Source organism: Cryobacterium sp. 10C3 (assembly GCF_034314285.1).
Classification (GTDB): domain Bacteria; phylum Actinomycetota; class Actinomycetes; order Actinomycetales; family Microbacteriaceae; genus Cryobacterium; species Cryobacterium glucosi.
On sequence record NZ_JAVIWF010000002.1, the window covers coordinates 3,767,540 to 3,794,243 of the forward strand.

Genomic DNA, 26,704 nt, shown 5'->3' on the forward strand with positions numbered 1-26,704 from the left:
CTGAGCCGATCGCATCGTTTACATCGTTGTAAGTAAACGATGTAACTAGATTCTGTCGAGGCGGACATCGATTTGTCAAGCGGTCTGACCCAGATCGTCACAGGCTGCCGTGATCAGGCCGGATCCCACCCACCGCCTGCCATACAACGTTGTACTATGCGAGGAGACGAACGCTGCTGCGAACGTCGCCCGAATCGGAAGGGGCTCCATGGCGGCAACACTGCACGATGTGGCACAAATCGCCGGAGTCTCGATCAAGACCGTCTCCAACGTGATCAACGATCACCCCCACATCCGCCCCGCCACCAAACAGCGGGTGCTCGAGGCCATCGCCGAGCTCGACTACCACCCCAATCTCTCGGCACGCAGCCTGCGTTCCGGACGGACGGGCATGATCGGCCTCGCCCTCCCCGAGTTGTCCCTGAGCTACTTCGCCGAGCTCGCGGATGCCGTGATCCGCTCGGCGGAGCGCCATGGCGTCACCGTCCTGATCGAACAGACCGGGGAGACCGGGACCGGGAGATCGGCCTGCTCTCGAGCCCCCGGCGCCAGCTCACCGACGGCCTGATCTTCAGCCCTCTCGGCATGGGCAACGACGACGCGGACTTCCTGCGGGTCGGCTACCCGCTCGTGCTGCTCGGGGAGCGGATCTTCAACGGGCCGACCGACCACGTCACGATGCGCAACGTCGATGCCGCGAGGGCGGCGACCGAACACCTGATCCGGCGGGGACGGCGCCGGATCGCTGTGGTCGGTGCGCACGAGGGCGAAGTGATCGGCTCGGCCGGCCTGCGCCTGCGCGGGTACCGGGAGGCCCTCGAGGCCGCCGGAATTCCCTTCGACCCCGCCCTGATCGGGTTCACGACCCTGTGGCACCGCTCGAACGGCGCCACAGCGACGCGGGAGCTGCTCGCCTCCGGCGTGGAGTTCGACGCCGTGTTCGGACTCAACGACACCCTGGCCCTCGGCGCCATGCGCGTGCTCCAGCAGGCTGGGCTGCGCATTCCGGAGGACGTGGCGCTGATGGGCTTCGATGATCTCGACGAGACCCGGTACAGCCTTCCGACGCTCTCGACGGTCGATCCCGGGAGGGCAGAGATCGCCGAGACCGCCGTGCGGGTGCTGCTCGAACGGATCAATGCCACCGCCCCGGAGGCGCCGAGAGAGTTCCTGGCCGACTTCCGGGTGATCGAGCGTGAGTCCTCGGAATCGCGCGAACCGGTGACCGTGCCCGGGGCATCCGAAGAGCGAGGACAGGAATCATGACGAGCGAGACCACGACGGCGGGACCCAACCCCGCGCCGAGCGGCGAGCAGTACGAGATCGCGGGACACGGCTACCGCGCGGTCGTGACCGAGATCGGCGCGTGCCTCCGCCTGCTGCAGTACGAGGGGCGCGACCTGGTCGTGAGCTTTGACCGGGACGAGGCCATGGTCGGCTTCCGGGGCGCTCTCGCGGCACCCTGGCCCAACCGGATCGCGGACGGTCGCTACCCGGTAGACGGAGTGGCCGTGCACGTGCCGGTCAACGAGCCGTCGCGGGACTGCGCGCTGCACGGGCTCGTGTTCGACCGGGCCTGGCGGCTGCTCGCGCAGGCTCCCGGCGAGGTCGTGCTCGGACTCAGGCTGCCCGCCGGTCCCGGCTATCCCTTCCAGCTCGACTTCACGGCCCGGTACGCGCTCGCCGCGGATGGACTGACGACCACGATCGAGGTGTGCAACTCCGGAGCGGGCACGGCGCCGTATGGCGTGTGCCCGCATCCGTACCTGCGCGCGGGGGATTCCCCGCTGGACAGCTGGACGCTCATGCTTCCGGCCGACCGGTTCCTCGAGGTCACACCGGACCGGCTGCTGCCGGTCGGAGTCGTCGACGTCGCGGCCGGCGACGGTGCCTTCGACTTCCGGGAGCCCCGGGTGCTGGGTGCGACGGAGATCGACCATGCGTTCACGGGCATCATCCAGGACTCCGGCGGGCGCGCGACCCTCGAACTGCGGGAGGCCGACGGACGCGGTGTGGCCATGAGCTTCGGGCCGGAATGCCCGTGGCTGCAGGTGCACACCGCGGACCTGCCGCTGCCAGGGGTCACCCGGCTCGGCCTCGCGGTGGAGCCGATGACGTGCCCTCCTGACGCGTTCAACTCCGGCATCGACCTCGTGCGTCTGGCGCCAGGAGACACCCACGAGGCGAGCTGGCGGATCAGCGCGCTCTGACCCGGCAGGCGGGGTGGGTCGGAGCAGGTGGGTCAGACGCGGTGGGCGGCGTACTGCGAGCGGATGACGGGGCGGAAGTCGATCGCCGGCTCCGCCGCGAGCGAGATGCGCCACTCCGGTCGCGCTCCCGTCAGCGCCCACGCCGCCTGCACGGCTGCGCCGTCGGCGACATACTCGCCAGGGGCCGGAACGACGACGGGGTTGTCGAAGAGCTGCGCCGCGATGCCGCGGACGGCCGGGTTCTGCGCCGCGCCGCCGATCAGGAGCACCCGGGAGACGACGACACCCTGGCCGCGCACGGCCTCGAGGCCGTCAGCGAGCCCGCAGAGCAGGCCTTCGATCGCCGCGCGGGCGAGGTTCGGCCGGGTGGTCGAGGCGAGGGTGAGCCCGAAGAGGGTCGCGGTCGCGTTGGGCAGGTTCGGGGTGCGCTCGCCTTCGAAATAGGGCTGGAGCACGAGGCCGTTCGCGCCGGCCTCCGCCTCGAGGGCGAGTCGGCCGAGCTCGTCGTGGTCCACGCCGAGGAGTCCGCGCACCGCGTCGAGCACGCGCGCGGCGTTGAGCGTCGCGACGAGCGGAAGGAAGAGCCCGCTCGCGTCGGCGAACCCCGCGACCGTGCCCGTGGCATCCGTTGCCGGGGTCGCGGTCACCGCGAAGACGGTGCCGCTCGTGCCGATCGACACGATGACGTCGCCGTCGCCCGCTCCGAGGCCGAGGGCGGCGCCCGCGTTGTCGCCGGCGCCGACGCCGACGACGATGCCGGCGGGTACCCAATTCGACGGGGATTCCAGGTCGGTGAACGATGTAGTGGTCGTCTCAGGTGTCGAATCGGCACGATCTCCGTCGAATTCGTCAGGGGAGGCGAGGCTGAGTGCGACCGTCTCTCCGGCGATCTCACCCGGGCCGAGCACGCGCGGCAGCACGGCCGCGTGCCCGAGGGCGCGCTCGAAGAGGTCGAGGTCGTACTCGCCCGTGATCGGCGACCAGTAGCCGGTGCCGCTCACATCGGAGCGGTCCGTGGTCAGCGCCGTCAGGTCGGGGCCGAGAGGGCTCTCGTCGGCCGGGCCGAAGCCGCGCAGCCGCCAGGTGAGCCAGTCATGGGGGAGCGCGACCGCGGCGACGCGCGCTGCGTTGCCCGGTTCGGCGTCGCGCAGCCAGCGCAGCTTCGTCGCTGTGAACGACGCGACCGGCACAAGGCCGGTGCGCTGGGCGTATTCGGCGGCGCCGACCTCGTCGATCAGCTCTGCGGCTGCGGGGGCGCTGCGGGTGTCGTTCCAGAGCAGGGCCGGGCGGATGACGCGGCCGTCGATGTCGAGGACGACCATGCCGTGCTGCTGGGCCGCGATCGAGATCGCTGCGACATCGCCCAGTCCGCCGGCGTCGGCGACGGCGGCCTGCAGGGCCTCCCACCACTTCTGCGGGTCGACCTCGGTCCCCTCCGGATGCACGGCGCGACCGCTGCGAACGAGCGCACCGGTTTCCGTGTCACGAACGACGACCTTGCAACTTTGGGTCGAGGAATCGACTCCGGCAACCAGTGACATGACTACATTCTCCGCTTCGAGAGGGGTGGGGTGCGAGTGAGGACGTGCGGGCGCGGCGGGCGCGAACGCGCCCCGGCCGGTTTGTCGCGCCCCCAGATGAGCGTGACACGCCGGCCGGGGCGCGCAGGTGGTGCTGTGCTAGTTGCGGGCGCCGAGCAGGTGCTCGAGGGCCAGCTGCTGCAGGCGAACGAAGCCGAAGCCCTTGCCGCCGAAGTACGCGTCGGTGTCGAAGTCTTCGTAGGAGGCGCGGTCGGCGAGCAGGTCGTCGTAGGTCTCGCCTTCGCCGAGGGTCGGCAGCGCGAGGTCGGGCACCTTGGCCGCGGCGAGCATCTGCTGCACCTCGGGGTCGGCGCGGAAGGACGCGGCGCGTTCCTTGAGCAGCAGGTACGTCTGGATGTTGGCCCTGGCGGAGTCCCAGACGCCCGTGATGTCCTCGGTGCGGCTCGGCTTGTAGTCGAAGTGGCGAGGGCCCTCGTAGGTCTGGCCGCCGTTCGGGCCGCCGTTTTCGAGCAGGTCGACGAGAGCGAAGGCGTTGTGCAGGTCGCCGTGGCCGAAGACGAGGTCCTGGTCGTACTTGATGCCGCGCTGGCCGTTGAGGTCGATGTGGAAGAGCTTGCCCTGGTACAGCGCCTGGGCGATGCCGGCGGCGAAGTTGAGCCCGGCCATCTGCTCGTGGCCGACCTCGGGATTCACGCCGACCAATTCGGGGCGCTCGAGGGTCGTGATGAACGCCATCGCGTGACCGATCGTCGGCAGCAGGATGTCGCCGCGGGGTTCGTTCGGCTTGGGCTCGATCGCGAAGCGGATGTCGTAGCCCTTGTCGGTGACGTAGTCGCCGAGCAGGTTGACGGCTTCGCGGTAGCGGGAGAGGGCCGAGCGGATGTCCTTGGCCGAGTCGTACTCCGCGCCTTCGCGCCCGCCCCACATCACGAAGGTCTTCGCGCCGAGTTCGGCCGCGAGGTCGAGGTTGCGCAGCACCTTGCGGAGGGCGAAGCGGCGGACGCTGCGGTCGTTCGAGGTAAAGCCGCCGTCCTTGAAGACGGGCTCGCTGAACAGGTTCGTCGTGATCATCGGAATGATCAGGCCGGTGTCTGCACACGCCTGCTTGACGCGGTCGATCTGCGACTGGCGCTTCTCTTCCGTGCAGCCGAACGGGAACAGGTCGTTGTCGTGGAAGGTCAGGCCGTACGCCCCGATTTTCGCCAGGTTCTCCACGGCGTCGACGACGTCGAGCGGCGGACGAGTCGGCCCACCGAAGGGGTCAGCGCCGTTGTAGCCGATGGTCCAGAGGCCAAAGGAGAATTTGTCTGCGGGGGTGGGCGTGATGGCCATGAGGTTCCTTGTCTGTCAGCGACGTTGATGATTTGTTGTATCTATAAACATATTAGGGGAAAAGCGGATGCCGCGCTACCGTCTTCCGGCAATCGGTGCGACCGGAACGGGCCGGTCGGGCGGGGCTTCAGCGCGGGGCGACGGTCGCCGCGGCCACGAGGGCGCGGGTGTGGTCGACGGTGCGCACGGGCCCGGTGAGCCGCAGGTTGAGGGGTGCGGCGACGAGCGCGCTCGAGTGCCCGAGCCGCAGCTCGAGAGCACCTGGTTCGACGATGCGGTCGCCGTCCCTGCCCGTGAACGCGGACAGGTCGGCGTGCACCGTGAACTCGACGCGTGCGCTCGCACCGGCATCCAGCTCGACCCGCGCGTACCCGATCAGCCGGTTCACCGGGCGCACGACCGAGGCGACCGGGTCGTGCAGGTAGAGCTGCACCACGTCGGCCCCTGCGAGGGCACCCGCGTTCGTGACCGTGAGGGTGACCGTCGTTGCGGCATCCGTGGTCATCGAGGCCGCGCCGATCGCGGCATCGGTCCACTCGAATCGGCTGTAGCCGAGACCGTGGCCGAAGGCGAAGCGTGCGGTCGGGTCGAGGTTGGAGACCTCGTTCAGGCTCCCGAGCGGCGCGGCGAGGTACCCGCCGGGCTGGCCGCCCGCGTGGTTCGGTACGCTCACGGGCAGCCGGCCGGACGGGTTGACCCGGCCGCTGATCACGCCCGCGAGTGCCCCGGCGCCCTCCTCGCCGGGGAAGAACGACTGCAACACGGCCGCTGACCGTTCGGGTGCATCGTGCAGGAAGTGAGGGCGTCCGGCGACGAGCAAGGTCACGACGGGGGTTCCGCTCGTGAGGACCGCGTCGAGCAGCCGCCACTGCCGACCGGGCAGTTCGAGCGACTCGGCGTCGCAGCCCTCCCCGCTGGTCCCCCGCCCGAACAGTCCGGGCCGGTCGCCGAGCACGATGATCACGAGGTCGGCGTCGGCTGCGGCACGTGCGGCTGGCGCGATGCCGGTCTCGTCGGTCCCATCGACGGTGACGCCGGGCGAGTATGTCACGGTCGCCAGGGGGTACTCAGTGCGAACTGCTTCGAGCACGGTGCGGATTTCGATTCCGATCGGCACCTCGGGGTGCAGGGTGCCGACGTGGCCGGGGAACGAATAGCAGCCGAGCAGGTTGAGCGCGTCGTCGGCATTGGGGCCGACGACCGCGATCCGCAGCGGTGAGCCGGTGGATGCCGGCGCGAGCGGCAGCAGGCCGTCGTTCGTCAGCAGCACAACCGATTGTTCGGCGATCCGGCGCGCGACGCTCCGGCTCGCGGCGGGATCAAGATCGACCCGCCCGCGCACGGCCTCGACGTCGGCGAGGTCGGTCTCGGTCCAGCCGGCCGGGAGCGGCGACCAGTCGGCGTCGAGCAGGCCGAGGTCGAGCTTCTGCAGCAGCACACGCCGGGCTGCGCGGTCGATGTAGTCGGTCGGGAGCCGGCCGGCCTCGATCTCGGCGAGGAGCGGTTCCGCGAAGGTCTTGACGGTCGGCAGCTCAACGTCGACGCCGGCGCGGAGGGCCTGCACCGCGGCATCCCCCAGGTCTCGGCGATCGCGTGCAGGGTCTTCAGGAAGGCGATGCCGAAGTAGTCGGCGACGACCGTTCCGGTGAAGCCCCAGGTGTCGCGGAGGAGCCCGGTGAGCAGGGTCGGGTCTGCGGCGGTCGGCACGCCGTCGATGTCGGTGTACGCGTGCATCACGGAGCGGACCCCGCTCTCGCGCACCGCCATTTCGAACGGCGGGACGAGCACGTCGTTGAATTCGCGGCTGCCGATCGAGACGGGGGCGAGGTTGCGGCCGGCCTTCGATGCGGAGTAACCGATGAAGTGTTTGAGGGTCGCGACGATGCCGGCGGACTCGAGACCGCGCACATAGGCGGTCGCGATGGTGCCGACGAGGATCGGGTCCTCTCCGATGGTCTCCTCGACGCGGCCCCAGCGGGCGTCGCGTACGACGTCGAGAACGGGAGCGAGGCCCTGGTGCACTCCGACGGAGCGCATGCTCGCGCCGATCCGGCCCGACATCTCCTGCACGAGGCCGGGGTCGAAGGTCGCGCCCCAGGCCAGCGGCACCGGGTATGCGGTCGCGCCCCACGCGGTGAAGCCGGCGAGGCACTCCTCGTGGGCGAGGGCGGGGATGCCGAAGCGGCCGGCCGCGACGATGCGACGCTGGCTGCGCGCGAGGGAGACGACGCCGACGGCGGCGTCGACGGGCCCGGAGCCGAACGGCCGGGTCAGCTGGCCGAGGCCGTGCGGCAGGAGGGCGTCGAGGTCGAGGACGTCCTCCATGTCGTGCTGGTACGGGGCGACGCCGCCGCCGTCGTTGGAGGCGCCGACCCAGACTCCGTAGAGCTGGGCGACCTTCTCGCGCAGGGTCATCGCGGCGAGGAGGGTGTCGACGCGCTCGGCGGGGGAGCGTGCGGTGTCCTGCCAGGCGTGCGGCGCTGCATCCACCGGGGAAGGGGCTGGGGAGAGTGTGTCGGTCATGATTACTTGCCTCCGACGCCCATGAGGCCCTGAACAAGGGCGCGCCGGGCGAATAGGTACACGAAGAGAACCGGGAGCATCGAGAGCAGCACGGCCGCCATCAGCCCCGGAATGTTGACACCGTACTGCGACTGGAAGTCGAACAGTCCGAGGGTGATCACCTTGGTCGAGGCCGACTGGGTCAGGATCAGGGGGAACAGGAAGCCGTTCCAGGCCTGCAGCGCGGAGAAGACGATGATCGTCGAGATGCCGCTCTTGGAGAGGGGAAGCACGAGCTGGAAGAAGCTGCGCATCGGCGTCGCACCGTCCATGGCCATGGCCTCGTAGAGCTCCGGGGTGATGTCGCGCATGCTGCCGGTCAGGATCAGGGTGCAGATCGGCAGGCAGAACGCCGCCGTCGGCAGGATGATGCCGATCAGGCTGTCGTAGAGCCCGGCGACCGAGATCAGGTAGAAGATCGGCACGATGACGGCCTGAGCCGGGATCGCGAGTCCGAGCAGGAAGGTGCGGAAGATCAGCGAGATTCCCCGGCTGCGGCTGCGGACGACCGCGTAGGAGAGCGGTGGGACGACGAGCACGACGATCGCGACGACGCTCACCGTGACGATGACGGTGTTCCACACGTAGGTGAGGAACCCGCCCGTGACGAGGGCGCCGAAGTTGTCGAGGGTGAACGAGCTTGGCAGAGACAACGGGCCGGCGGATGCGTAGCCCTGCTGCGTCTGGATCGTCGCCGTGACCATGACGTAGATCGGGACGAGGACGATCAGGAGCCAGATGATGCTGCCGGCCCCGGCGAAGTAATTCGGTCTGGGCTTCATCAGATGCCTTCCTGGGCGCTGTTCATCTTGTCGTAGCCGGTCGCCCTGACCATGATGAGCGAGATGGCCGTCGCGATGACCACGAGGACGAGCGCGATCGCGCTGCCGACGCCGAAGTCGAAGGACTGGAACGCCTTCCGGTACATGTAGTACGGCGTGATGGTGGTGTCGGTGCCCGGCCCGCCCTTGGTCAGGATGAGCACGGTGTCGAAGGTGGTGAGGCCGCCGACGACCATCAGGATGCCGGAGGTCACGATGGTGTTGCGCAGCTGCGGCAGGGTGATGCTGAAGAACTTGCGCATCGTGCCTGCGCCGTCGATCTCGGCGGCCTGGTAGAGCACGGGCGGGACCGACCGGGCAGCGCCCTGGTAGAGCAGGGTGTGCAGCGGGGTGAACTGCCACGCGCCGACGAAGGTCAGCACGGCGATCGCGCCGGCCTGGCTGCCGAGCAGGTTGCCGTCGCCGCCGAAGATCCCGGCCAGCTGGCCGGGGATGCCGAAGTTCGGGTCGAGCAGGGCCCGCCAGAGCACCGAGACGGCCGCGGAGGAGAGCAGCAGCGGGATGAAGTAGATCGCGGAGAGGACGGCGCGGTTCTTCTGCTGTCCCGCGGCCCAGACGCCGAGCAGGATGCTGAGCGGGGTCTGGATGACGACGCCGAGCAGGGTGAGTAGGGCGCTCAGCCAGAGGCTCTGCATCATGACCTTGTCGCCGAGGAGCTTGTTCCAGTTGTCGAGCCCGTTGAACTCGGGAGAGCCGAGGCCGCTCCAGCTCGTGAAGGACATCACCGCGACGCCGATGAGGGGGACGATCGCGAAGAGGGCGAAGAAGATTGTGGCGGGGAGGGCCCAGGCGAAGCCCGGGCGGCCCACGTTGGGGCCGCCCGAGTGCCGTGAGCGCCCGGTGGTTGGACGCTTCATGGTCAGTTACCTAGAGTGCCTGCATCGCGGAGATGAAGCCGGCGACGTCGAGCTTGCCGGTGAAGAACTGCGAGACCGCGGTCTTCATGTCGGCGGATGCCGACTGGGGGTAAGCCTGGTCCCAGGAGAGCTGGAACGCGGGTGCGTCCTTGACCAGGTTGAACTGGAAGGTCGCGTATGCCGGGTCGGCGGCCTGGTCGAGGAACTTCTCGGTCGTGGTCGTCGTGGGGAGGTTGCCGATGCCGAGCTGGGCCTGGACGAACTCGTCGGAGTACATCAGCTTCAGGAAGTCGCGGGCGGTGTCCGGGTAGCGGGTGGCCTTGATGACCGAGTAGTAGTTGTTCGTGTTGCCGACGAGGTCGGCGCCGTCACCCTTGCCATCGGCGATCGACGGGAAGCCGGTGTAGCCGAGGTTGGCTTCGGTCCACGCCTTGTCCGCGGTCTGCTGGGTGGAGTACTCCCACGAGCCCATGAGCTCGAAGGCGGCCTTGCCGGTGCGGAGCAGAGCGGGCGAGCCGCCGTCGACGAAGCTCACGGAGTCGAAGTTGGTGCCGAAGGCGCCCGCGTCGATGAGGGACTTGAGCTTGGTGAGTGCTGCCTTGCCGTCGGCGGAGTCCCAGACGGTGGTGTCGCCGCCGATGGCCTTCGTGAGGAGGTCGGGGCCGGCGACACGGTCGAAGAGGTACTCGAACCACATCAGGGTCGGCCACTGGTCGGCGCCGCCGAGGGCGATCGGGGTGATGCCCTTCGCCGTGAGGACCTTGACGTCGGCGAGCAGGTCGTCCCACGTCTTCGGGGCGGTGATTCCCGCATCCGTCAGGACCTGCTTGTTGTTGAACAGGATGACCGGCTGGGTGCCGCGCATCGGGATGCCGTACGGCACGCCGTCGATCGCGGCGGCGTTGAAGACCGAGGGCAGGAAGCTCGACTCGAGGGCCGGGTCCGACTTGATCATGTCGGTGAGGGGGAGGAGGAGGTTGGCCTTCACGAACGGCTGGATGCTGCCGCCGCCCCAGTTGAAGAAGACGTCGGGCGCCGCGTCGGTGCTGATGATCGTCTGGAGCTTCTGCTGGTAATTGGCGCCGGGGATCCGGTCGAGGATGACCTGGACCTTGGAGGTGGCGTTGAATTTGTCGACCATGGCCTGCTCGACGGTGTTACCCGCGTCTCCGTAGACGGCGACGTGGATGACATTCTCCGGACGGTTGCTGTTGGCTGTGCTGCCTGATGTGCCGGAGCACGCGGAGAGCGTGACTCCCAACGCGATTACTGCGGATGCGGCGACGGCTCGTTTGAGCCACCTGCTCGTGTTCGACATTGAACGCCTCTCGAAAGTTTCGGCAAAGTTGCCGAAAGTGATTAGGATGACTGGAGTCTATGGCGCAGGGTTTGTTGCGTCAAGCGACAAACCAAACGGATGCACGGAGCCGAGGCTTCGGGGAAGAATGAGGCCATGTCGATCGTCGAAGAAAGCCGGGAGAGTCCGGACCGCGTGACCCTGTCGGCGATCGCCGCGCTCGCGGCCGTGTCGCTCTCCACCGTGTCCAAGGTGCTCAACGGCCGCGGCGACGTCGCCCCTGCGACGCGCACCCGGGTCGAAGAGCTGCTCTCCCGCAACGGGTACAGCCGTCGCGGCGACGCCGCAGCCTCCGCGCCGTTGCTCGAGCTCGTCTTCCACGAGCTCGAGAGCGTCTGGGCGATCGAGATCATCCGCGGGGTGGAGCGCGTCGCGCGGGCGAACGGGCTCAGCATCGTCCTCACCGAGAGCGGCGACAGGCACGCGCCGTCCGTGGAATGGATCGACGGCGTGATCGCCCGCAATCCGGTCGGCGTGATCCTGGTCTTCTCGGACCTCTCGGGGAGCAGAAGCAGAAGCTCGCGACCCGCGGTATCCCCTTCGTGGTCGTCGACCCGGCGGGGGAGCCGACCCCGGACGTTCCCTCGATCGGCTCGGCGAACTGGTCGGGCGGCCTCGCGGCGACCCGGCACCTCATCGACCTCGGGCACACCCGGATCGGCATGATCGGGGGTCCGGTCGACATGCTGTGTTCGGTCGCGCGGATCGGCGGGTACCGTGCCGCGCTCGAAGCGGCCGGAATCGCCTACGACTCCTCCCTCGTGCTCGACGGTGACTTCCACCCGGAGGGGGCCCGGGTGCGCGCGGTCGAGCTGCTCGACCGGCCGGACCGGCCGACCGCCATTTTCGCGGGGAGCGACCTCCAGGCCATGGGCGTGTACGAGGCGGCCAGGGCGCTGGGGCTGCTCATCCCTGCCGACCTCTCGGTCGTCGGCTACGACGACCTCCCCTCGCCCGGTGGGTCGGGCCGCCGCATGCACGACGATCCGGCAGCCGCTCACCGAGATGGCGGAGGCCGCGGCGAATCTCGCGGTCAGCATGCGGCATTCCCCTGGCGGCACCGTGCAGCGGATGGATCTTGCGACGAGCCTCGTCACGCGGCACAGCACGGCCCCTCTCGCCTGACTCCCAACCGATTCGACGGACTCTTCTGGTCCATTTCGCGGGGGAGCGGGTGTGAAGGGCTTTCCGGGCAGAATCCCCGTCGAATCGGTTCGGTCAGGGCGTGGCGGATGCCGTCGGCACGTAGTCGAAGCCGGTGACCGTGACCGGGTGGCCGGGCTCGCCGCTCACGAAGGGCCCGACGACGGTGCCCACGAAGCCGCCGGCGCGCTCGGTCGTCAGGAGGGCGGCATCCGTCACGGCGACGACGCGCGTCTCGCCGGCGACCGTGACCGTGAAAGCGACCCCCGCCGCAGACAGCTCCGCGGTGAGGCCGAGCAGGGAGCCCGGTGCGACGGGGTCGAGCGGCACGCTGCCGAGGACCGTGTCAGCCCCGTCCGCGCGCGCGATCGCGGTCGCAGTCCAGCCGGCCGGCGCGTGCGCGAGCTCGATGCGCAGGCCGAAGTTCTCGCTCTGCCGCAGGGCGAGCCCGGCCGTGACCCCGGGGTACGGCAGCACCAGGCGGAGACCGGCCCGCACGTCGGGATGCCGCAACCGGTACCCCAGGAACGCGGCCGGCGTCCTCGTCGCGGGTCGTGGCGCCGATGTCGACCCGGCCGGGTCCAGGGCCGGCGGCGCAGGAGGCTCGAGGTGCAACCCTGCCGCAGAGGTGTGCGCTCCCGGCACCGGCCCGCGCACGCCGAGCCAGTGCGCCGCGAGCGGCCCGACCGGGAATGTGTCATGCAGTTCGGCCGGGGTCGGCGCATCCGCGCTCGTGAACGGTGTGTTTCCGCGCTCGCCGAGCCGGCCTGCACCCGGGTTGACCACGGGCCAGCCGGACTCCCAGGCGACGGGCGCGAGGAAGGTCTCCCGTCCGAGCACGTGCCCGCCCGCGCGGCTGCGCACGCCGAGGGCGAGGGCCCACCAGGAGCCGTCCCCTGCCTCGACGAGGTCGGCGTGCCCGACGTTCTGCACGCTCGCGGTGGCTCCCAGCTGGCGGTGGCTGAGGACCGGGTTGCCGGGGTTCCCGACGTATGGGCCCGTGACGGACCGGGAGCGGGCGACCGAGACGGCGTGGTTCCGTTCGGTGCCGCCCTCGGCGGCGAGGAGGTAGATCCACCCGTCGTGCGCGAAGAGGTGCGGGCCCTCCGCCCACACCGCCCCGGCAACCGCGCCATTCCAGAGGATGTGCTCCTGGCCGAAGAGTCGCCCGGCGACCGGGTCGAGCTCGCGGAGCCAAATCTCGGTCTGGCCGGGGTATGCGCCGGGTTCGACGAGGCGGCAGCCGGCCCACCAGACCCTGCCCTCGTGGAAGAAGACCGTCGGATCGATGCCGCGCGCGCCCTCGAGGAACACCGGATCGGACCAGGGCCCGGCCGGGTCGGTCGTGGTGAGGAAGAACGACGCGTCCGCCGCGCCGCCGACGACGGTGCAGGCGAGGAAGAACAGACCGTCGTGATGGCGCAGGGTCGGCGCGTAGAGGCCGCCGGAGTCCGGCACCCCGGCGAGGTCGAGCAGGCCGGCCTGCCCGGTGCGGTCGATCGCGTGGCCGAGGGGTGTCCAGGTGACGAGGTCGGTGCTCGAGTGCAGTGGGAGACCGGGGAAGTACTCGAACGACGAATTGGCGAGGTAGAAGGTGTCGCCGACCCGGCAGACCGAGGGATCGGGGTACATTCCGGGCAGGACCGGATTCGCGAAGACCGTCATGCTTGACCACCCTAGTGACCGGACCGCCGGCATCCGTGACCCCTGACCCGTTTAAGTCGATTCTCACAACAAATCCGGGACGGGGTGGTTCTGGTCCGTTGGTTCATGGGTCAGACTGTGCGACAAGACATTTATTATCGGGAAGCGAGGTCGGCGCCATGGCGAGCATCCACGATGTTGCGCGGGTTGCCGGTGTCTCGATCAGCACGGTGTCCTACGCGCTGTCCGGCAAGCGGTCGATCGCGGCATCCACGCGCGTGCGCGTCCTCGATGCCGTGGAGAGTCTCGGCTATCGTCCGAACGCGGGGGCCAGGATGCTCGCGGGCACCCGCACCAACATCTTCGCCCTCACGGCGCCTTTTCACGCGGACACCTATGCGCCGGCCCACATGGCCTTCGTGCTCGCGGTCGCGCAGGCCGCCCGCGAACACGACTACGACGTGCTGCTGCTCACCCAGGACGAGGCGACGAGCGGACTGCGCCGGGTGGCGTCGAGCAGCCTCGTCGACGGCATCATCGTGCTCGACGTCGCGGGCGATGACGACAGGGTCGCGGTCATCCGCGAGCTCGGCGTGCCGGCGACCTTCATCGGGATTCCCCGGGATGCTGCCGGTCTCGTCTGCGTCGACCTCGACTTCGAGGCCGCTGCGGCGCTCGCGGTCGAGAAGCTGGTGGCAGCCGGGCACCGGTCGATCGGCCTGATCGGGCACTCTCCCGGCGTCTATGCCCGCGGCTCGAATTTCCCGCCCCGGTTCCGCGACGGTTTCTTCGCGGCCGCTGCGGCCCACGGGGTCGAGACGGCGTTCGTGATGCCCGAACGGGACGGCCCGAGCGTCCGGATCGCCCTCGATGCGCTCTTCGCGGAGCGCCCGGACATGACGGCGCTCGTCCTCCATGCCGAGGAGAGCATACACACCGCGGTTCTGGACGTGCTGCGGGAACGCGGCCTGCGGGTGCCGCGGGATCTCTCCGTGCTTGCGGCCTGCGCGAGCTTCGAGACCGATCACTTCGAGCCTCCGCTCGACACGATTCCGCTCGTCGCCGCCGACTCCTGCTGGCGCGCGGTCACGCTCGCGATCGAGCAGGTGAGCGGTCCGATCGAACCCCGTATCGAGCTCGTCCCTCCGCGTTTCTACGAGCGCGGCTCGATCGCACCGCCGCCGGATCGGCCAGGGGCCTCCCCGCGATCCTGACCCGCTCCCGACCCGGGAAGCCGGGTCCCACCACCGGATCTTCTCCGGGAACGGTGCGGAACGCTCCGGGACCTGTACCCTCCAAGTGGGGGAGCTTCGACGGGTTCCCGTGGTCGCATTCCTCGGGCAAAGGTGACGATAGACGACTACGAGGCACTCGTGGCAGAACGGGACCTCCTGCGAACCGCAATCGACCGGCTCCCCGCCCTGATCGGGCACTGGAACAACGACCTCCGTTGCGACCTCGCCAACACCGCGTACGGCATGCTGCTCGGCGGCGACGCCGCGGCAATGCGCGGCCGGCATATCAGCGAGGTGCTCGGCGCCGAGCTCTACGCGAGCAACTTTCCCATGGTGCGTGGTGCACTCGACGGAATCCCGCAGCATTTCGACCGGACCCTCGTCGACGCCGGTGGCGTGACGCGCCACCTGCAGGTCGACTACCAGCCCGACATCGCCGGAGGCTTCTTCGTGCAGGTTGCCGACGTCTCCGAGCGGATGGCGGCGCAGCAACGTCTCGGGGAAGTGCTCGAATTCCAGAACGCCGTCCTCGAGACCACCCCCGACCTGATCACGGTGTTCGACCTTGACGAGGAGAAGCTTCTCTGGGCGTCGAAGTCCCTGAGCGAGACCTACGGCTACAGCGTCGAGGGCCTGTCGGATCCCGCGGAGCGGGACCGCGCCGTTCCAAGCGAAGACCGGGGCATCTACCGCGCTGCCCAGGAGCGAGTGCGGCTGGCCCTCGATCACGAGGTCGTGCACTGCCGGCACCGGATGGTGACCGCCGACGGGCGCAGCCTGTGGGTCGAGCGCGGACTCACCCCGTTCAAGCGCAACGTCGAGGGCCGCGTCACGCAATACCTGAGTGTGTCGCGCGACATCACGGGACTCGTCCACGCAGAGCGCCAGCTCGACAGGGCCGCGAACCACGACCGACGGCTTGACCGGCCTGGCCAATCGCCGGCAGTTCATTTCGGCCCTCGAGGAGGCCGTCGGCCGGGAGTCCGGTGAGGTGGCGCTGGTCTACTGCGACCTCGACGACTTCAAGTCCATCAACGACCGGCATGGTCACGCCGTCGGCGACACCGTGCTCTGCCTGGTCGCCGAGCGACTGAGTGCCGTAGTCCGGCCCAGCGACCTCGTCGCGCGCCTCGGCGGAGATGAATTCGTCATCCTGATCACCGGCGGGATTCCCGAGGCGTCCGCCCTCGTCGAGCGCATCACCGAGCGGATGCGCCCCGTGTTCCCGATCGGAGACCTCACGCTCGCCGTCCGGGCCAGCATCGGCGTGGCCATCGGGGCCCCCGGCGCGAGCGCGGAGGATCTGTTCGCGCGGGCGGACGCCGACATGTACCGGATGAAGCCGGGTACCCCGCGGCGCGCTCTCCGTGCGCGGGTGCGCCGCGCCGCCGTCGGTCGTCGATGACGTCCCTGAGGTGTCGCATATCGATGTTCAACCCGCGTGTGAACCTCGATATGCGACACCTCAGGTGGAGGATCCGGGGGATCGCGGCCGGGCCGGATGCTCGCGCGACGCGGATATGTTGCGAATATCAACAAACAACTTGTGCCCGCATCCGCAGGCCCCTATGCTTCAAAGCGACCCAATGTCGAAGCGTTTCGGCGGGCGATAAGCACAGCAATTATCGAAGCGTTTCGATTCGCTCGCGCTCGGGTCGTCATCGGCGACAGGAATCGGTGTCGCCACTACAAGGAGGTAGAAAGTGAGATTAGGAAAGCGCGCCCTCGCTGTCGTCGCAATGACGGCAGCAGCGGCACTCTTGACCGGCTGCGCAAGCGGTTCAACCGGCGGATCCACGAGCGCCAGCTCGGCTGGCCCCGTCGACGGCACGGGGAAGACCCTGACGCTCTGGGACTTCGAGTCCGATACCAGTGCGATGGGAATCGCCTGGAACGAGGCGATCAAGGTCTTCGAGAAGGAGACCGGCGCGAAGGTGAAGTTCGAAGCGAAGAGCTTCGAGCAGATCCGTTCGACCGCGAGCCAGGTCCTCAACTCCGACCAGGCCCCCGACATCCTCGAGTACAACAAGGGCAACGCCACCGCCGGCCTGCTCGCAAGCCAGGGGCTGCTCAGCAACCTCGACGACTACGTCAGCCAGTACGGCTGGGACGCGAAGCTCGCCCCCTCCCTGCAGACCACCGCCAAGTATGACGAAAACGGCATCATGGGCTCCGGCTCCTGGTACGGCGTTCCGAACTACGGCGAATTCGTCGAGGCCTATTACAACAAGGACATGTTCGCGAAGTACAACGTCGCGATCCCGACCACGCAGGCCGAGTTCGAAGCCGCACTGAAAACCTTCAAGGACGCCGGGATCACCCCGCTGGCGGAGTCGGCAGCCGAGTACCCGCTCGGCCAGCTCTGGTACCAGCTTGCGCTGACCAAGGCAGACCGCAGCTTCGTCAACGACTACCAGCTCTACACCGGTGACGTCGACTGGCAGGGCAAGGAACTGACCTACGCGACCAACACCATCAAGGACTGGACCGACAAGGGCTACATCTCCAAAGACGCCACCGGGACCAAGGCAGAGGATGCCGGCACCGCGTTCATCGCTGGGACGAACCCGATCTTCTTCTCCGGCAGCTGGTGGTACAACCGCTTCACGACAGAGATCAAGGGCTTCGATTTCGGCACCTTCCTCTACCCCGGCGCCACGATGTCTCCCGGATCCAGCGGAAACATGTGGGTCGTCCCCGAGAAGGCCAAGAACAAGGACCTCGCCGCCGCATTCATCGACATAACGATGCGCCCGGAGATCCAGGCCCTGATCGGCAACAACGGTGGCGTCCCCGTCGCCGCGAACGCCTCGGACATCACGGACCCGAAGAGCCAGGAACTGATTGCCAACTTCAACACGCTCACCGCGCGCGACGGCATCGGCTTCTACCCCGACTGGCCCACCCCGACCTTCTACGACCAGCTGAACGCCGGCCTGCAGGAGCTCATGAACGGCACCAAGTCGTCCAAGGACGTCCTGACCGAACTCGGCACCGAATACAACGACGGCATCAAGGACATCAAGAAGTAGTCCGCCGCGGGTCGCGCCTCCCCGGCGCGACCCGCACCCCTCTTCCTGCCGCGCAGGCCCGGCGTCGTGGCTGCGCGGCAGACCCCTGAACTGAAGAAAGGCAAGGCGATGGTTATGACAGCCCCGCTGGCCACTGAGACAACCGAATCGCACCCGCCCCGGCCGGGCAAGCCTGCGGGCAAGCGCGTTCGCCGCGCACCCGTGCAGAGCCTCATCCCCGGTGCGGGCGGCAAGGGTTTCTGGCTCTACCTGGTGCCGGGCCTGCTCCTGCTCACCATCATCGTCCTGGTTCCGCTGGGCTGGAACTTCTTCCTGACCTTCACCAAGTACCGCGGTATCAAGCCTCCGGTCTGGATCGGCCTGGACAACTGGACCAAGCTCTTCGGCGACGACGTGTTCTGGACCTCGTTCGGGAACTCGATCGCCATGATCGTGGCCATGGTCGTCGTCCCAACCCTGCTCGGCCTCGTGCTCGCGGCCATGCTCTTCGACCTCGTCGGCAAGAAGTTCGGCGGCAAGATCGCAAGCTTCCTCCGCGCCACCTACTACCTCCCGCAGATCCTGCCGACCGTGATCGCGGCGATCGTGATCGGCTGGATCCTCCGCCCGGAGAACGGTGCCCTCAACCAGGTGCTCGGCGCCATCGGACTCAGCGGCCTCGAACACAACTGGCTCGGCAGCCCGGACACCGCGATGGCCTGCATCATGGTCATCATGATCTGGGTCCAGCTCGGCTACCCGATCGTGATCTTCATGGCCGCCCTCCAGCGCGTCGACCCGGAACTCTACGAGGCTGCGGAGCTCGACGGCGCCAACTGGTTCCAGCGGTTCCGCGCCATCACCGTCGGCATCATCCGCCCGGAGATCTTCGTCGTGACCCTGACCTGCACGATCGCAGCCCTCAAGGTGTTCGGCCCGATCTACGCACTGACCCGCGGCGGGCCGGGCACATCGACCATGGTGCCGAGCTACTACTCCTACAGCGAGTTCTTCCAGAACCAGCAGGTCGGCTACGGCGCAACGATCGCAACCGCCCTGACCGTCGTGGTCGCCATCGTCGCGATCATCTTCATCACTTTCCAGACCCGGCTCGAGCGCCAGGACGAGGAGCGCTAGCCATGACTACCCTGACCGACAAGATCCGTCCCCGCCGCGATTCCGGCGCCCCGGAACCCAAGCCGCTCAAGCTGCCCAAGGTGCACACCCGCAAGACCACCGGCGACTGGGTCATCCTGTTCATCGCCATCATCATCGGCCTGTTCATCGCGATCCCGTTCGTGATGATCGTGATCAACTCCTTCAAGTCTCCGGCCGACTACAACAGCTCCGGCCCCCTTGCCCTGCCGAGCAACCTCTACTTCGACGGCATCATCAACTTCTGGACCAGGGTCAACTTCCCGGAGAAGCTCTGGAACAGCGTCGTCATCTCGAGTGTCGTCGCCGTGGCCGCCGTGCTGCTGTCGATGTTCAACGCCTACGCGATCGGGATCGGCCGCATCCGCGGTCGGACCTGGATCGTCGTCCTCATCCTGCTCGCCAACATGGTGCCGCAGGAGGCCCTGCTCTACCCGCTCTACTTCATGTTCAAGCAGGTCGGCCTCTACGACAACATCTGGGCCGTCATCATCATCTTCACGGTCATCCAGAGCGCCTTCGGCACCTACCTGCTGTCGAGCGTCTACGGAACCTTCCCGAAGGAACTCCTCGAGGCGGCCTCCCTCGACGGCGCGAGCCGCTGGCAGATCCTCTGGCGCGTCGTCTACCCGATCAGCCGGTCGACCCTCGCGGTGCTCCTGATCTTCTTCTTCATCTGGACCTGGAACGAATTCCTGATCCCGTTGACGTTCCTGGTCAGCAACGCGAACCAGACGGTCCCGGTCGCGATCAGCGTGCTGCAGGGCGATCGCCTGATGGACGTCACCACCACGAGCGCATCCGCATTGCTCGGCCTCCTGCCGACGCTCGTCTTCTTCCTCATCTTCCAGCGCACGCTGACGCGTGGCATTACCGCAGGAGCAGTCAAGTAATGAAGTTCACCGATGGATTCTGGCACGTGCGACCCGGCGTCACGCCGCTCTATGCGCAGGAGGCGTACGACCTCGAGGTCGTGCCCTGCGCGACGGGTGACGGCAACGCACTGCGGATCGACGCCCCCACCAAGGTCATCGCCCACCGCGGCGACGTGCTCAACCGTGCCCTGCTCTCGGTGACGCTGTCCTCCCCGCTGCCCGGCGTGATCCGGGTGCGGGTGGCCAAGAACACCGGCGGAGCCACGGAGCCCGGGTTCGAGCTCGACGGCGCCGTCACCGGCAGCGGCATCGTGTCCGTCGACGCGGACGGTGGGACGGTCACGAGCGGCCCCCTGACCGCGCGCATCGACAGGGGAGCCCCTGGAGCCTCCGCTTCGAGGCCGACGGGCGCACCCTGACCGAGAGCGGGCCGAAATCGATCGGCTACCTGCAGCTCGCCGACGGCGCGCCGATCGCGGCGGAACCCACCGGGGTCTCCGGCGTCACGGAGACCGGGCTCGCCGCCGCATCCGCTTACGTGCACGCGCGGCTCGGGCTCGGTGTCGGCGAACTCGTCTACGGTCTCGGCGAACGCTTCGGCCCTCTCGTGAAGAACGGCCAGACCATCGACATCTGGAACGCCGACGGCGGCACCTCGAGCGAGCAGTCCTACAAGAACATCCCGTTCTACCTCACCAACCGGGGCTACGGCGTGCTCGTCAACCACGCAGAGCACGTCTCCTTCGAGGTCGGCACCGAGTCGGTCGAACAGGTGCAGTTCTCCGTCGCCGGAGAGTACCTCGAATACTTCGTGATCTACGGGCCGACGCCCAAGGACGTGCTCGGCCGCTACACGGAGCTGACCGGGCGCCCGGCCCAGGTGCCGGCCTGGTCGTACGGCCTCTGGTTGTCGACCTCGTTCACGACCCAGTACGACGAGGCGACGGTCAACTCCTTCATCGACGGCATGGCCGAACGCGACCTGCCGCTCTCGGTCTTCCACTTCGACTGCTTCTGGATGCGCGAATTCAACTGGACCGACTTCGAGTGGGACCCGCGGGTGTTCCCGGACCCCGAGGGGATGCTCGCCCGCCTGCACGGCAAGAACCTGCACGTGAGCGCCTGGATCAACCCGTACATCGCCCAGCGCGCCCCGATCTTCGCCGAGGCCCAGGCGGCCGGCTACCTCGTGAAGAGGGTTGACGGCTCCGTCTGGCAGTGGGACTTCTGGCAGGCAGGCATGGGCCTCGTCGACTTCACCAACCCGGATGCCGTCACCTGGTTCCAGGGCAAGCTGCGGCACCTGCTCGACCAGGGCGTCGACGCCATCAAGACCGACTTCGGCGAGCGGATCCCGCTCGACGTGGTCTGGCACGACGGTTCAAGCCCGGAGCGGATGCACAACTGGTACACCCAGCTCTACAACGCCGCCGTGTTCGAGGTGCTCCAGAAGCACCACGGCGTCGGCGACGCCGTTCTGTTCGCGCGCTCCGCGACCGTCGGCGGCCAGAAGCAGCCGGTGCACTGGGGCGGGGACAACTCCTCGAGCTACGAGTCGATGGCGGAGACGCTGCGCGGCGGGCTCTCGCTCGCCCTCTCGGGCTTCGGGTTCTGGAGCCACGACATCGGCGGCTTCGAGGGCATGCCCAATGCGGCCGTGCTCAAGCGCTGGCTCGCCTTCGGCCTGATGTCGAGCCACTCCCGCCTGCACGGCTCCACGAGCTACCGGGTGCCGTGGCTCTTCGACGACGGCACGGAGGAACCGGGCCAGAGCGCCGTCGACGTCACCCGTCGCTTCACGAAGCTCAAGCTCTCGCTGATGCCCTACCTGTACCAGGTCGGCCTCGAGGCGCACCGCACCGGCATCCCCTTCATGCGACCGATGCAGATCGAATTCGCCGGCGACCCCGCGGTCGACTATCTCGACCGCCAGTACCTGCTCGGCCACGACCTGCTCGTCGCTCCCGTCTTCAGCGAGGCCGGCGACGTGTCGTACTACCTCCCCGCCGGGACGTGGACGAACTACCTGACCGGCGAGACCGCGGCCGGACCGGCCTGGCGCCGCGAGACCCACACGTTCGACAGTATTCCGTTGTGGGTGCGGGAGGGTGCTGTGCTCGCGACGGGCGCCAGGGACGACCGGCCGGACTACGACTACACCGATGACGTCCTGATCACGGTCTATCCCGGCGGCGACGCCACCAGGACCGTGCTCGTGTCGGATCCGCTCGGCGATTCCGTCGTGACCTTTACGATTGTGGAAGACGGCGACGGGGTCACGGTGCAGAGTGACTCGGACGCCGCGTTCCGCGCCAGGCGCGCGGGAGGCGACACCTCAGCATCCGCGAATCGAAAGGCCACCCTCTCATGACCGATTCCCGCCAGGGCAACCCGGACTACCGCGACTCGGGGCTGGAGTTCCCCGCCGGATTCGTGTTCGGTTCGGCGACGGCCGCGTACCAGATCGAGGGTGCCTTCGATGAGGATGGCCGCGGCCCGTCGATCTGGGACACCTTCAGCCACACGCCCGGCGCGATCCTGAACGGTGACACCGGCGACAAGGCGAGCGACCACTATCACCACCTCGAGGAAGACCTCGACCTGATGCAGCGGCTGGGCCTGCACGCGTACCGGTTCTCGATCTCGTGGTCCCGGATCCAGCCCACCGGCCGCGGCCCGGTCAACGAGAAGGGCCTCGCGTTCTACGAGCGGCTCGTCGACGGGCTGCTCGAGCGCGGCATTCGTCCGATCGCGACGCTCTACCACTGGGACCTCCCGCAGGCCCTGGAGGACGAGGGCGGCTGGACCAACCGCGAGACCGCGTACGCGTTCGCCGAGTACGCGCGGATCATGGGCGCGGCTCTCGGCGACCGGATCGACACCTGGACGACGCTCAACGAGCCGTGGTGCTCCGCGTACCTGGGCTACGGCTCCGGGGCGCACGCGCCCGGTCGAACCGACGGTGCGGAGGCGTTGACCGCGGTCCACCACCTCAACCTCGCGCACGGGCTCGCGATCACGGAACTCCGGAAGGTCGTCACGAACGACCCGGACTTCTCGATCACGCTCAACCTGCACGTCGTGCGAGGCGAGGGCCCCGGTGGGCCAGAGGCCGTTCGGCAGATCGACGGCCTCGGCAACCGGGTCTTCCTCGGTCCGTTGCTGAAGGGCGAGTACCCGGCGGATGTCCTCGCCGACACCGCAGCGATCACCGACTGGTCCTTCGTGCGGCCCGGCGACACCGAGATCATCCACCAGCCGATCGACGTGCTCGGCGTCAACTACTACTCGACCACGCGAGTGCGGCTCTGGGACGGCGAGGCCCCGCGCCAGAGCGCCGACGGCCACAAGGACGCCGCCGGCTCTCCCTGGCCCGGCGCCGACCGGGTCGAATTCGTGCAGCAGGCCGGCCCGTACACCGATATGGGCTGGAACATCGAGCCCGCGGGCCTCGAGGAACTGCTCGTGTCGCTCAGCGAGGAATTCCCGGACCAGCCGCTCATGATCACCGAGAACGGCGCAGCCTTCCCGGACACCCTCGTGCAGGAAGCGGACGGCCCCGCCGTGCACGACCCGCTGCGCACCGACTACCTGCAGCGGCACTTCACCGCCGCACACCGGGCCCTCGCGCGCGGCGTCGACCTGCGCGGGTACCAGGTCTGGTCGTTCATGGACAACTTCGAGTGGGCCTATGGCTACTCGATGCGGTTCGGCATCGTCTACGTGGACTACGACACCGAGGTGCGCACCCCCAAGGACAGTGCCCTCTGGTACGCGAAGCTCGTCGCCACGGGAATCATCCCCGCCGCCTGATCCCCGGAGGCTGATCCCGCCGCCTGATCCCGCTACCTTCCGGTCGAGAGTGCCCGTTTCCGCGGTCGCTCTCGACCGGAAAGGTCACTCTGGCGCGCCGGGAAAACCGTGCACGCGCACGGTTTTGCGGTTTGGTGCAACAAATTCGGTTCCGGCCCTGAATTCTCACGTTGTAATTGCCAGATCTGCGTCCCTGGCCCAAAAGAGGGGGTGACTCGGGGCCGAATCCTGTTATATGTTGGATGCGTCAACATAAGCGCGTGTCGCCATGTTGATGACAGCGTTACAAGGGGGTAATGGTGGTTTTCCTGCCGCCTCCTCGTGCGATCACAGCATTCAGAGCAGAAAGCAGATCATGACGAAAACCAAGAGGCTGTTCACGATTGTCGCTACGGGGGCCGTTGCGCTCTCGCTCGCGGCGTGTTCAACGGCCACCACATCAGGGACCGGAAGCACCACGGCAGCAATCGCGGACTGCAACGTCGGCATCTCGATGCCCACGAGAAGCCTCGAGCGCTGGATCAACGACGGCGAAGGCCTCAAGACCAAGCTCGAAGGGGCCGGCTGCACCGTCGACCTTCAGTACGCCGACAACAAGACCGACCAGCAGATCAGCCAGATCCAGAACCAGGTCGCCGGCGGGGCCAAGATCCTCGTCGTCGCAGCGATCGACGGCAAGGTACTCGCACCGGCACTCGCCGACGCGAAGAAGCAGGACGCCACGGTCATCGCCTACGACCGCCTGATCAACGGGACCGCCGACGTCGACTACTACGCGACGTTCGACAACTACAAGGTCGGCCAGCTCCAGGGGCAGTTCATCGAGAAGGAACTCGGCCTCAAGGACGGCAAGGGTCCGTTCAACCTCGAGCCCTTCGCCGGCAGCCCCGACGACAACAACGCCAAGTTCTTCTTCTCCGGCGCATGGGACGTGCTCCTGCCCTACGTGACGAGCGGCCAGCTGGTCGTCCCGAGCGGCAAGGCTCCGAAGACGAACGACGCGTGGACCACGATCGGAATCCAGGGCTGGGCGTCCGACAAGGCACAGGCCGAGATGGACAACCGGCTCTCCTCGTTCTACGGCAACGGCGCCAAGGTCAACGTCGTGCTCTCCCCGAACGACAGCCTCGCGGTCGGCATCGAAGCCTCCCTGAAGTCGGCCGGCTACACCGCAGGCACCGACTACCCGATCATCACGGGCCAGGACGCGGACAAGGCGAACGTCAAGGCCATCCTCGCGGGCACCCAGTCGATGACCGTCTGGAAGGACACCCGTACCCTGGGCGCCCAGGTCTTCACGATGATCCAGTCGATCGCGGCCGGCACAACGGTCGAGGTGAACGACACCAAGACGTACGACAACGGCAAGAAGGTCGTCCCGTCCTACCTGCTGGCCCCTGAGGTCGTCACGAAGGACCTCGTGCAGACGAAGCTCATCGATTCCGGGTTCATCAAGGCATCGGACGTCGGCCTCTAAGCCGTACCGAAGAAACCGAATTCCGTACCGACTGCGGTGGTGGCGGGGCCCTGGGCTTCGCCACCACCGTGGTCGGTACGCACCCGAACGACGTATTCGCTGACAGGAGCGACACACATGAACGGTCCGATTCTTCGGATGATCGACATCGGGAAAGACTTCAGCGGGGTCAAAGCCCTCGACTCAGTCACCCTCGAGGTCGAGCGCGGCAAGGTGCACGGCATCTGCGGTGAGAACGGCGCAGGCAAGTCGACGCTGATGAAGGTGCTGAGCGGCGTCTACCCGCACGGCAGCTACGACGGCACGATCGAATTCGAGGGGGAAGAGGCCCAGTTCAGATCGATCAACGACAGCGAAGCGGTCGGGATCGTCATCATCCACCAGGAACTCGCGCTCAGCCCGTACCTCTCGATCGCGGAGAACATCTTCCTCGGCAACGAGAACGCCACCCGCGGCGTCATCGACTGGAACAAGACCAACCTCGAGGCCGCGAGCCTGCTCGCCCGGGTCGGTCTCGACGAGAACCCGGCCACGAAGGTGCTCGAGCTGGGCGTCGGCAAGCAGCAGCTCGTGGAGATCGCCAAGGCGTTGTCGAAGCGGGTCAAGCTCCTGATCCTCGACGAGCCGACCGCGGCTCTCAACGACGAAGACTCCGACCACCTGCTCGACCTGATCGAGCACCTGCGGGGCCAGGGCATCACGAGCATCATCATCTCCCACAAGCTCAAGGAGATCCGCCGGATCGCGGACACGGTGACCGTGATCCGGGACGGCAAGACGATCGAGACGATCGACATGCACGGTCCCGACGCGACCCAGGCCCGCATCATCCGCTCGATGGTCGGCCGCGACCTCAACAGCATGTTCCCGCCCAGGGACCCGAAGATCGGCGCAGAGATCCTCCGGGTCGAGGACTGGAACGCGTACCACCCGGTGGACACCAGCAGGAAGGTCGTCGACAACGCCTCGTTCACCGTGCACGCGGGCGAGGTCGTCGGCTTCGCCGGGCTGATGGGCGCGGGCCGCACCGAACTGGCCATGAGTATCTTCGGACGCTCGTACGGCACCAACATCACCGGCCGGGTCTTCAAGAACGGCACCGAGATCTCGGTGCGCACGGTCGACGAAGCCATCCGCAACGGAATCGCGTACGCGACGGAGGACCGCAAGAAATACGGGCTCAACCTGATCGGCGACATCACCGTGAACGTCTCGGCGGCGGCGCTGGCGACCCTCGCCCGGTTCGGCGTGATCGACCGCCACCGCGAGTACAAGGTCGCGGACGACTACCGCAGGCGGATGAACATCAAGGCGCCGAGCGTCTCGTCGATCACCGGCCAGCTCTCCGGCGGCAACCAGCAGAAGGTCGTGCTGTCGAAGTGGGTCTTCACCGGCCCCGACGTGCTCTTCCTCGACGAACCGACCAGAGGCATCGACGTCGGCGCCAAGTACGAGATCTACGGCATCATCAACGAGCTCGCCGCGGCAGGAAAGGCCGTCGTCGTCATCTCCTCCGAACTACCGGAGCTTCTCGGCATCTCCGATCGCATCTACGCGATCTCCGAGGGTCGCATCACCGGCGAAGTCGCCGCGAAGGATGCCACCCAGGAAAGCCTCATGCACCTCATGACTGCGGGAAAGGACTAGACC

Annotated in this window: 19 protein-coding genes and 3 pseudogenes; 14 read left to right on the forward strand and 8 right to left on the reverse strand. The window is 67.8% G+C overall.

All coding sequences use genetic code 11. From position 1 onward, the window contains the following. The first annotated feature begins 208 nt into the window (after window positions 1–208). A pseudogene (locus RGU41_RS18955) lies at window positions 209–1,266 on the forward strand (LacI family DNA-binding transcriptional regulator). Further along, window positions 1,263–2,210 carry an aldose 1-epimerase family protein gene (locus tag RGU41_RS18960; protein ID WP_322137112.1) on the forward strand — a complete coding sequence of 316 codons (948 nt, stop codon included), beginning with the start codon at window positions 1,263–1,265 and terminating at the stop codon, window positions 2,208–2,210. Before RGU41_RS18955 ends, RGU41_RS18960 begins: the two are co-directional and overlap by 4 nt. Before the next feature lie 32 nt (window positions 2,211–2,242). On the opposite strand, the gene RGU41_RS18965 is transcribed toward RGU41_RS18960, so the two are convergent. The 7 genes from RGU41_RS18965 to RGU41_RS18995 all read right to left on the reverse strand — a co-directional run bounded on the left by RGU41_RS18965 (window position 2,243) and on the right by RGU41_RS18995 (window position 10,662). Continuing rightward, on the reverse strand, window positions 2,243–3,751 hold the full coding sequence (locus tag RGU41_RS18965) for a xylulokinase (RefSeq protein ID WP_322137113.1): 1,509 nt from the start codon (window positions 3,749–3,751) through the stop codon (window positions 2,243–2,245). Between the two features lie 138 nt (window positions 3,752–3,889). Next, window positions 3,890–5,083 carry a xylose isomerase gene (gene xylA, locus RGU41_RS18970; protein WP_134446831.1) on the reverse strand — a complete coding sequence of 398 codons (1,194 nt, stop codon included), beginning with the start codon at window positions 5,081–5,083 and terminating at the stop codon, window positions 3,890–3,892. A gap of 127 nt (window positions 5,084–5,210) precedes the next feature. Beyond that, window positions 5,211–6,425: a glycoside hydrolase family 3 C-terminal domain-containing protein gene (locus RGU41_RS18975; RefSeq protein WP_322137402.1), complete on the reverse strand. Its 1,215-nt coding sequence runs from the start codon at window positions 6,423–6,425 to the stop codon at window positions 5,211–5,213. Continuing rightward, window positions 6,344–7,606, reverse strand: a complete 1,263-nt coding sequence (locus RGU41_RS18980) for a glycoside hydrolase family 3 protein (protein ID WP_322137114.1) — start codon at window positions 7,604–7,606, stop codon at window positions 6,344–6,346. Before RGU41_RS18980 ends, RGU41_RS18975 begins: the two co-directional genes overlap by 82 nt. A 2-nt stretch (window positions 7,607–7,608) precedes the next feature. After that, entirely contained in the window at window positions 7,609–8,427 is an 819-nt protein-coding gene (locus RGU41_RS18985; RefSeq protein ID WP_134446835.1) for a carbohydrate ABC transporter permease, read from the reverse strand. Continuing rightward, entirely contained in the window at window positions 8,427–9,344 is a 918-nt protein-coding gene (locus RGU41_RS18990) for a carbohydrate ABC transporter permease (RefSeq protein WP_134558039.1), read from the reverse strand. Before RGU41_RS18990 ends, RGU41_RS18985 begins: the two co-directional genes overlap by 1 nt. 10 nt (window positions 9,345–9,354) lie before the next feature. Beyond that, window positions 9,355–10,662, reverse strand: a complete 1,308-nt coding sequence (locus RGU41_RS18995; RefSeq protein WP_134446839.1) for an ABC transporter substrate-binding protein — start codon at window positions 10,660–10,662, stop codon at window positions 9,355–9,357. 135 nt (window positions 10,663–10,797) lie between these two features. Here RGU41_RS18995 and RGU41_RS19000 point away from each other — a divergent pair. Then, a pseudogene (locus RGU41_RS19000) lies at window positions 10,798–10,959 on the forward strand (LacI family DNA-binding transcriptional regulator); the annotation flags it as partial. 284 nt (window positions 10,960–11,243) lie between these two features. Then, a complete protein-coding gene (locus RGU41_RS19005; RefSeq protein ID WP_322137115.1) occupies window positions 11,244–11,963 on the forward strand; it encodes a substrate-binding domain-containing protein in 720 nt (239 codons plus the stop codon). Here RGU41_RS19005 and RGU41_RS19010 read toward each other — a convergent pair. Continuing rightward, the gene (locus RGU41_RS19010) at window positions 11,920–13,509 is read right to left on the reverse strand and encodes a glycoside hydrolase family 43 protein (protein ID WP_241975174.1); all 1,590 of its coding nucleotides are present in this window, start codon (window positions 13,507–13,509) and stop codon (window positions 11,920–11,922) included. The genes RGU41_RS19005 and RGU41_RS19010 overlap by 44 nt on opposite strands. Window positions 13,510–13,667: 158 nt before the next feature. On the opposite strand from RGU41_RS19010, the gene RGU41_RS19015 reads away from it, so the two are divergent. From RGU41_RS19015 to mmsA, 10 genes and pseudogenes are all read left to right on the forward strand, one after another. Further along, a complete protein-coding gene (locus RGU41_RS19015) occupies window positions 13,668–14,702 on the forward strand; it encodes a LacI family DNA-binding transcriptional regulator (RefSeq protein WP_134446845.1) in 1,035 nt (344 codons plus the stop codon). Window positions 14,703–14,834: 132 nt separating this feature from the next. Next, window positions 14,835–15,713: a PAS domain-containing protein gene (locus RGU41_RS19020; protein ID WP_322137116.1), complete on the forward strand. Its 879-nt coding sequence runs from the start codon at window positions 14,835–14,837 to the stop codon at window positions 15,711–15,713. After that, window positions 15,643–16,128 carry a GGDEF domain-containing protein gene (locus RGU41_RS19025; RefSeq protein WP_322137117.1) on the forward strand — a complete coding sequence of 162 codons (486 nt, stop codon included), beginning with the start codon at window positions 15,643–15,645 and terminating at the stop codon, window positions 16,126–16,128. Before RGU41_RS19020 ends, RGU41_RS19025 begins: the two co-directional genes overlap by 71 nt. A gap of 334 nt (window positions 16,129–16,462) precedes the next feature. Next, window positions 16,463–17,755, forward strand: a complete 1,293-nt coding sequence (locus RGU41_RS19030) for an extracellular solute-binding protein (protein WP_134446913.1) — start codon at window positions 16,463–16,465, stop codon at window positions 17,753–17,755. 114 nt (window positions 17,756–17,869) lie between these two features. Continuing rightward, on the forward strand, window positions 17,870–18,871 hold the full coding sequence (locus RGU41_RS19035) for a carbohydrate ABC transporter permease (RefSeq protein ID WP_134446848.1): 1,002 nt from the start codon (window positions 17,870–17,872) through the stop codon (window positions 18,869–18,871). A 2-nt stretch (window positions 18,872–18,873) separates the two neighbouring features. After that, window positions 18,874–19,782 carry a carbohydrate ABC transporter permease gene (locus tag RGU41_RS19040; protein ID WP_134446850.1) on the forward strand — a complete coding sequence of 303 codons (909 nt, stop codon included), beginning with the start codon at window positions 18,874–18,876 and terminating at the stop codon, window positions 19,780–19,782. Continuing rightward, window positions 19,782–22,135 (forward strand): annotated as a pseudogene (gene yicI / locus RGU41_RS19045) (alpha-xylosidase). Before RGU41_RS19040 ends, yicI begins: the two are co-directional and overlap by 1 nt. Beyond that, complete coding sequence (locus RGU41_RS19050; RefSeq protein WP_322137119.1) at window positions 22,132–23,577, forward strand: GH1 family beta-glucosidase; 1,446 nt, start codon at window positions 22,132–22,134, stop codon at window positions 23,575–23,577. Before yicI ends, RGU41_RS19050 begins: the two are co-directional and overlap by 4 nt. A 355-nt stretch (window positions 23,578–23,932) precedes the next feature. Continuing rightward, window positions 23,933–25,054: a multiple monosaccharide ABC transporter substrate-binding protein gene (chvE, locus tag RGU41_RS19055; protein WP_134446856.1), complete on the forward strand. Its 1,122-nt coding sequence runs from the start codon at window positions 23,933–23,935 to the stop codon at window positions 25,052–25,054. Between the two features lie 117 nt (window positions 25,055–25,171). Then, window positions 25,172–26,701 (forward strand): multiple monosaccharide ABC transporter ATP-binding protein, encoded by a 1,530-nt coding sequence (gene mmsA, locus RGU41_RS19060; protein ID WP_322137120.1) that lies wholly within the window; start codon window positions 25,172–25,174, stop codon window positions 26,699–26,701. Window positions 26,702–26,704 lie beyond the last annotated feature (3 nt).

Bases quoted from the DNA above. Each gene is read 5' to 3' on its own strand.
- RGU41_RS18965 (WP_322137113.1), bottom strand. From the start codon at position 3,751: ATGTCACTGGTTGCCGGAGTCGATTCCTCGACCCAAAGTTGCAAGGTC.
- RGU41_RS18990 (WP_134558039.1), bottom strand. From the start codon at position 9,344: ATGAAGCGTCCAACCACCGGGCGCTCACGGCACTCGGGCGGCCCCAAC.
- RGU41_RS19035 (WP_134446848.1), top strand. From the start codon at position 17,870: ATGACAGCCCCGCTGGCCACTGAGACAACCGAATCGCACCCGCCCCGG.
- chvE (WP_134446856.1), top strand. From the start codon at position 23,933: ATGACGAAAACCAAGAGGCTGTTCACGATTGTCGCTACGGGGGCCGTT.
- RGU41_RS19030 (WP_134446913.1), top strand. From the start codon at position 16,463: ATGACGGCAGCAGCGGCACTCTTGACCGGCTGCGCAAGCGGTTCAACC.
- RGU41_RS18960 (WP_322137112.1), top strand. From the start codon at position 1,263: ATGACGAGCGAGACCACGACGGCGGGACCCAACCCCGCGCCGAGCGGC.
- RGU41_RS18995 (WP_134446839.1), bottom strand. From the start codon at position 10,662: ATGTCGAACACGAGCAGGTGGCTCAAACGAGCCGTCGCCGCATCCGCA.
- RGU41_RS19010 (WP_241975174.1), bottom strand. From the start codon at position 13,509: ATGACGGTCTTCGCGAATCCGGTCCTGCCCGGAATGTACCCCGATCCC.
- RGU41_RS18980 (WP_322137114.1), bottom strand. From the start codon at position 7,606: ATGACCGACACACTCTCCCCAGCCCCTTCCCCGGTGGATGCAGCGCCG.
- xylA (WP_134446831.1), bottom strand. From the start codon at position 5,083: ATGGCCATCACGCCCACCCCCGCAGACAAATTCTCCTTTGGCCTCTGG.
- RGU41_RS19040 (WP_134446850.1), top strand. From the start codon at position 18,874: ATGACTACCCTGACCGACAAGATCCGTCCCCGCCGCGATTCCGGCGCC.
- RGU41_RS19050 (WP_322137119.1), top strand. From the start codon at position 22,132: ATGACCGATTCCCGCCAGGGCAACCCGGACTACCGCGACTCGGGGCTG.
- RGU41_RS18985 (WP_134446835.1), bottom strand. From the start codon at position 8,427: ATGAAGCCCAGACCGAATTACTTCGCCGGGGCCGGCAGCATCATCTGG.
- mmsA (WP_322137120.1), top strand. From the start codon at position 25,172: ATGAACGGTCCGATTCTTCGGATGATCGACATCGGGAAAGACTTCAGC.
- RGU41_RS19015 (WP_134446845.1), top strand. From the start codon at position 13,668: ATGGCGAGCATCCACGATGTTGCGCGGGTTGCCGGTGTCTCGATCAGC.